The organism is Acinetobacter lwoffii, assembly GCF_024129595.1.
In the GTDB taxonomy this organism is placed as follows: domain Bacteria; phylum Pseudomonadota; class Gammaproteobacteria; order Pseudomonadales; family Moraxellaceae; genus Acinetobacter; species Acinetobacter lwoffii_O.
In genome coordinates this window covers 1-382 of record NZ_JAMXXS010000110.1, presented here as the reverse complement: position 1 = coordinate 382, position 382 = coordinate 1, and the positions used below count along the sequence as shown (strand labels likewise).

Below are 382 nucleotides of genomic sequence, written 5' to 3'. Positions count from 1 at the left end.
TGATTACCGATGGAACCACACATGATGTTAAAGTTGCACCTGATTTAATATCAACATTAGATTTAAAAGAGACAAAAGTGGTATGTGCAGATAAAGGCTATGATTCAGAACCACTGCGTGAACAGATCAGGAAAACAGGGACTAAAGCGAATATACCAAAGAAAACAAATAGCCAATCGAACAATGACCATATGGACTGGTGTTTATATAAAATCAGGCATTTAGTTGAAAATATGTTTTGTAGATTAAAGCAATTTAGAGGAATAGCTACTCGATATGACAAGCTCAAAAGAAATTATCAAAGTTCTGTTGCTTTAGCCTGTATATTTTTATGGCTACCTTTATAGGGTTAATTATGAACAGTAAATGTCAACAGACCCTA

At 33.8% G+C, this 382-nt stretch carries 1 pseudogene; it reads left to right on the top strand.

The window, feature by feature from the left end:
* Nucleotides 1-366 (top strand): annotated as a pseudogene (locus NI466_RS15855) (IS5-like element ISAba31 family transposase); the annotation flags it as partial.
* Nucleotides 367-382: the final 16 nt, after the last annotated feature.